Annotated in this window: 4 protein-coding genes; 3 read left to right on the top strand and 1 reads right to left on the bottom strand. The window is 49.4% G+C overall.

Annotation, left to right across the window (positions count from 1 at the left end):
• The first annotated feature begins 140 nt into the window (after positions 1–140).
• The 3 genes from AAC007_RS17380 to AAC007_RS17370 all read left to right on the top strand — a co-directional run bounded on the left by AAC007_RS17380 (position 141) and on the right by AAC007_RS17370 (position 5,250).
• Positions 141–1,175 carry an IS110 family transposase gene (locus AAC007_RS17380; protein WP_339678520.1) on the top strand — a complete coding sequence of 345 codons (1,035 nt, stop codon included), beginning with the start codon at positions 141–143 and terminating at the stop codon, positions 1,173–1,175.
• Positions 1,176–1,484: 309 nt separating this feature from the next.
• Positions 1,485–3,848, top strand: a complete 2,364-nt coding sequence (locus AAC007_RS17375; protein WP_339678518.1) for a TonB-dependent receptor — start codon at positions 1,485–1,487, stop codon at positions 3,846–3,848.
• Positions 3,849–4,044: 196 nt separating this feature from the next.
• Positions 4,045–5,250, top strand: coding sequence for an FAD-dependent monooxygenase (locus AAC007_RS17370; protein ID WP_339678516.1), 1,206 nt, complete (start codon positions 4,045–4,047; stop codon positions 5,248–5,250).
• An 84-nt stretch (positions 5,251–5,334) separates the two neighbouring features.
• Here the strand turns inward: AAC007_RS17370 and AAC007_RS17365 are convergent.
• On the bottom strand, positions 5,335–6,048 hold a 714-nt coding region (locus tag AAC007_RS17365), incomplete at its 5' end, for an SDR family oxidoreductase (RefSeq protein WP_339678514.1).

Below are 6,048 nucleotides of genomic sequence, written 5' to 3'. Positions count from 1 at the left end.
GAGCAAATGGCGCGGGAAATTGGCCATATTTTATGTATGCGGGAAGTTGTGCAGATGATATGGACACCGCCCTCCCTAAATCGGCATCTAAGTGCCATAGTTGAATTTCTACACACAACTAGCAAAGAGAGGGCGGTGCGATGAAAGAGATTAGCGTAATCGGCTTGGATTTGGCAAAGAATGTATTCCAGATTCACGGTGTAACAGAATGTGGCGAAGTGCTTGTCAGGAAGGTCCTGCGACGTTCACAAGTGCTCCAGTTTTTTGCCAAGTGCCCACCCTGCCTTGTCGGTATGGAGGCCTGCGGCGGCGCACATTATTGGTCGAGGGAGATTCGCCGCTTTGGGCATGAGGTCAAGATGATGGCACCGGCATTTGTAAAGCCGTATCTCAAGGCCAACAAGAATGATCGCAATGATGCCGAAGCCATCTGTGAAGCCGTGCAACGGCCCTCTATGCGTTTTGTTGCAGCAAAGTCACCAGAACAGCAATCAGTGCTGCACTTGCACCATTCGCGCCGCTTGTTGGTGAAACAGCGTGTGGCTGTGAGCAATCACCTACGAGGTATTTTATCGGAGTATGGCATCGTCCTCCCCCAAGGCGAGCGGGTCTTGCTGCAACAGCTGCCGAGTTTACTGGAAGACGGTGACAATACCTTGCCGATGCTGATGCGCCACACACTGGCGACGCTCATGGCCCACCATACTCAACTAGCAGAACATATCGGAGTCTTGGACGCGCAGTTGCAAGGGTGGCATAAGCAGGACGAGCAGAGTCAACGTTTGGCGAGCATCCCCGGTGTGGGTTTGCAAACAGCTACGGCCCTGGCTGCCACGGTAGGTGATGGAAAAGATTTCCGCAACGGGCGGCAACTGGCTGCGTATCTGGGGTTGGTGCCCCGGCAGCATTCTTCGGGTGGAAGGCCTCGCTTACTGGGCATCAGCAAACGTGGTGATAGTTACCTTCGGGGGCTGCTGATCCATGGTGCTAGAGCCGTCATTCGGCATATCCGCCGACGCTTGGCATTAGGTCAACCAGGAGGAAACCCTTGGGTGGAGCAATTGTTGCTGCGCTGCCACCCCAACGAAGTCGCGGTGGCGCTGGCCAATAAAATGGCAAGAATTGCTTGGGTGGTGTTGAGCAGAAACGAGCATTATCAAGCAAGAGCCGCTTGACGGCTAGAGAGTAATATCAGGGAGCCACAAGAGGAAAACACACAACGATTGCACAGGTAAAGGCAATGACAATACGATCGAACCGCGGCGGGTCAAACCCGAGGAAGCTCTTGAGAGAAAATCTCGATGTGCAGATAGGGCCCCGTCGGCAAATATCATTGGGGCCAGAGGCTTAGACCTCACTAACAGGCCGGATGTAAGACTGCATTCGATTCAAATTGTCAGAACGCTTTGCTTGGCAAACGGGCGGTGTTCATGTAAGCTTCCTTAGCTATTAAAAATAACAATATCAACACCGTTGGAATCGATATGACCACACCAAATAGAACACGATATAAACAAAAAATCGGAATATTTATCGCCCTAACACAAAGTTGCATGATTCTATCTAACGCAAGCTATGCGCAGACTGATGAAGGGAAAAAACCCCAGTCAATGCGACTCGAAGAGGTGCTTGTTACCGCCCAAAAGCGCTCTGAAAATGTCCGCGATGTACCAATATCCTTAGCGGTAATGAGCGGTGATGACATGCGCGACGCCGGCATTAAAAGCTTCAACGATATGGCGCGCTTCATGCCAAATATTTCCTTAAACGACAGCTCTAGCTCTCTTTATGTACGAGGCATAGGCTCGCCGGAATCAAACCCGGTGGGCGAACAAGCTATCGCATTTATTCTTGACGGCGTGTATTTGCCACGTGGCGATTACCTCAAGCCCGGCTTTATGGACTTGGAGCGCATTGAAGTACTTAAAGGTCCGCAGGGAACACTTTTCGGTCGCAACGCATCAGGTGGTGTTATTAACATTACCAACGGCCAGCCCTCAGAAGACGAATGGATAGGCTCAATCACCGCAACAGGCGGTGAGCGAAATATTCAAGAAGGTGAGGTAATGCTCTCCGGTCCAATTTCGGATGATTTCTCTTTCCGCTTTGCAGCAAAACGTCGCACTGAGGATGGCAGTACCTATAGCGTTACTGACAATGAAACACTTGGTGATCGCGACCTTGAGCAAACACGACTCATTCTGCGCTACAACCCAGAATCTAACTTCGATATTACCCTCGGCGCAACGATTTTCGATTACCGCATAGAGACGTGGCTTGGCAATGAGTATCACGAATATCCCTCTGGCTTCGGCCTCGTGATAGGTACGCTTGACCCCAAGCTAGAAACAAATCTTGATCGTCGAACCAGTGCACCCAATGACAATCAGTATGACGGCAACGGCTATATGATCCCGCTGACCATCAATGTTGATATCGGTGACAACACCCTTACTTCGATAACTGCCATTGCGAAACTGGAAGACAACCAGGGTGGCGACGTCGACTATACCGCAGTCGATATCACGGCACTTCCGATACATATGAAAAACCGTCAAATCAGCCAGGAACTGCGCTTCACTTCAGCACCCGGCGACTTCGAGTATGTTGCGGGACTTTATTACTTCAAGGCTCAGCAAAACACAGAACTTACCTTGCCAATTTATTTGGGTGCTAACACAGTATTCACATACCTTGGGGATAACCTACTAGGCGACTCCCTCCCCATTGTCGGTGATATTTTAGGACTAATATCTCCACTTGTTCCTACAGGAAGCTCTGGAGATCAAATCGACGCACTACTTCAACTTAATGATATCGATACAACGTCTGCCGCGATATTTGGCCAAGCCAAATGGCAAATGTTAGACGAGCTAGCGCTTATAGTCGGTGGTCGATACTCCCGTGATGTAAAAGACGGATTCTACGGCGCCTATTCCACGGGGCCCCTACCAATCTGGCCACTATTAACTGGCGTTGATTTTGAAGTAAAAGCCAAGGTCGTAGACACTGACTTCTCCCCCAAGGTTTCACTAAGCTGGGAACCGTTCGAAGAGGCGACTTTTTACGCTACCTATGCGCAGGGTTATCGGGCAGGTAGCTTCAACAGCAGCGCAACCTACCCAGACAAAGTGTTATTCGACGCAGAATCTTCTGATACTTACGAACTTGGTGTCAAAACCGAATTCCTAGGTGGGGCCGCAAGACTGAATGTCGGCTTGTTCCAAACCAATTACCAGGATTACCAAATAAATACCTTTATTGGTTTAGGCTACATCACCTCTAATGCGGAGGAAGTGGAGTCTAGAGGCGTCGAGGCCGACGGTACCATCATGCTTTTACCTGGCCTGATTCTGAACGGCAACATTGGTTACAACGACGCAAAATACGTAAAACACACTAATGGTGGCTGCCCAACCGTACCGATTTTACAGGATCCAGTTGCCTTGATTCGTAGCGCTACAAACACCAACGCGGTATGCGATCTAAGCGGGCAGGATCTATATCGCGCCCCTAAATGGAATGGCAGTATCCGTCTCGACTATGTATTCGAACCGTTCAACTGGGGTGTCGATTTCTTCGCCGGTGTTGACGCAACCTTTAAGGACGACGAGCTATTCGACTCTGACCTTGATCCGCTAGACAGCCAGGAAGCCCATTGGCTTTACAACGCCCGTGTTGGTATTAAAAGTCAGCAAGACACATGGCGCGTTGAAGTTCACGGCAAAAACCTAAGCGACGAGCTGATCAAATTGTGGAGCGGTGATGCCTTCCTGGCCTCCGGCGGACACGTTGCCAGCACCAACAATCCACGCTACTTCTTTGCCACGGTATCCTATCGCTACTAAACCTTTGTTATGTAAATAGCGGACACCATCATAACTGGTGCCGGCTATTTACGAATTTAATCTGTACTCTGCAGCTCTAAGCGCAACGATAAAGACTTTACAGCCAATTTAGTCAATCCAAATTATCTTATCCGCTTACCATAGCATTTCTAGCTCCCAAGTTTTCTTATATACGCCTAGGTAGTAATCTAGCCCCATGACAAAGAAAAAATATCGCATCGCAATTGTAGGAGGCTCCATCGCCGGTTGCAGTGCAGCAATTGCCCTCGGTCGAGATGGCCACGAAGTTCGAGTTTTCGAGCGGTCGTCCAAAAAGTTGCAGGATCGAGGTGCTGGCATCGTGATACCAGCACCGTTGTTCGAGTCCCTCAAAGAACAGCAGTGGTTAGACAAAGACACCCCACATACCCCGCTAAGTGGTATGAGCTATAGAATAAAAGATACAAGTAATGATGAAGGCCGTTCAATATGGCACCGCCCCCTTGACGCAGTTGCAATGCGATGGGGTCACCTTTTTGCACAACTAAGAAAACGAGTGTCTGACCAAAATTACGTCAACGGCATTGACGTTCTAGACATAAAACAGAATGAAGAGAATGGCCAAACACTCACATTAAGTAACGGTTCTATTTATCACGCAGACATTGTGATCGCAGCAGACGGCATCCATTCCCACACCCGCGATCTCGTCAATGGCCCAACAACAATTAACTATTCGGGGTATGTGCTGTGGCGCGGGCTGCTAGACCAAACATCCACGCCCGCACCGCAAAACGATGTTCTCTGGCACCCATACAACGGCGGGATGGCTGGCTGTTATATCATTCCGGCAAGCGAACACTCGACCGCAGCGCAAAAACATACCTTAAACTGGGGAATCTACGACAAGGTCGATACCGATCTTCTTAGCAAACTATTACCCGACGCAAAGAACCCTGAAGCAAGCTCGGCACACTCACTAAATGATTTTGCCAAGGAGCATCTGCGCAACTTACTGAATAAGAATATCCCCACCTTGAGCGCAAACTTGTTTCGCCAAACCTCGGCCCCTTTTGTTCAAGCAATTGTCGATCTCGATTCCGAGAAATTAGTCACTAGCAACATTGCGCTTATAGGAGACGCCGCGGCGGTACTTCGGCCACACGCCGCCTCAGGGGCGGTAAAAGCCATCGACAATGCCCTGAGCCTTGCGAAGGCATTGCAAAACACATCATCAATCTTAGACGACTTAAAAAACTGGCAGCAGCAAGAATTACCCAAACTTAGACAGCAGGTCGCACTCTCCAAAACCCTCGGTGAGGGGCTAGTGACATCGGCACCGCTTTGGGCTGACATGTCTGAAAACGACATGGGTCAATGGTGGCAGTCAATGCTAGAGGGTAAAAACTGGTATATGAAATAAACTGTGTGGATCAGTGCTTGTTCAAGTACTGCTGAATAAAAAAGGGGGCATACGCCCCCAAAGCAAATTCAAACACAACAAACCTTAAGCAGGCATACTCATCACATGCAGGCGAGACAAACCACCATCCACAATTAGCTGGCTGCCATTAATGAAACTGGCTTCAGCTGAAGCCAAGAACAAGGTCGCTGCTGCGATATCCTCAGGCTGACCAAGACGTGGAACCGGCGTTAGTTGCGCTACTTGCTGAAGCTTTTCAGCCGCATTCTCACCATAGGCATCGTTAAGAATTGGCGTATTAATAAGCCCCGGTAAAATAACGTTGTGACGCACACCCGGCACTGTCACCACCGAGTCTTGCGTAAATTTAACCAAGGCTTCCTTTGCCGAACCGTATGCCGTATACCCCGGCAGTGAGAGCAAAGCCGATGCAGAGGATATATTTACCACCGAACCTCCAGATGCTCTCAATAAAGGGGCAGCATATTTCACATGGAAAATAGGGCCCTTTATTAACACCGCGTATTGTTTATCAAAAGCGGCTTCATTTAAGTTTTCTGGGTTTTCCATAATGCCAATTCCAGCATTATTAACCAAAATATCAAGCTGATCGATACCTACGAATAGAGCCTCGATTTCCCCCACCGAGCCAGCATCACAGCGGCGCGGCAAGAACTTTTCGCCCAATTCCGCCGCCAGTGTTTCAAGACGATCAATATTTAGATCACTTGCAATAACGGTCGCCCCTTCAGCCAAGAACTGCTTTGCGATCTCGAGACCGATACCAGACGCAGCACC

It is taken from the genome of uncultured Zhongshania sp. (genome assembly GCF_963975605.1).
GTDB lineage: Bacteria > Pseudomonadota > Gammaproteobacteria > Pseudomonadales > Spongiibacteraceae > Spongiibacter > Spongiibacter aquimaris.
The sequence above is the reverse complement of the archived record's forward strand: the minus strand, read 5'-3'. Positions and strand labels throughout refer to the sequence as shown.

Bases quoted from the DNA above. Each gene is read 5' to 3' on its own strand.
- AAC007_RS17380 (WP_339678520.1), top strand. From the start codon at position 141: ATGAAAGAGATTAGCGTAATCGGCTTGGATTTGGCAAAGAATGTATTC.
- AAC007_RS17375 (WP_339678518.1), top strand. From the start codon at position 1,485: ATGACCACACCAAATAGAACACGATATAAACAAAAAATCGGAATATTT.
- AAC007_RS17370 (WP_339678516.1), top strand. From the start codon at position 4,045: ATGACAAAGAAAAAATATCGCATCGCAATTGTAGGAGGCTCCATCGCC.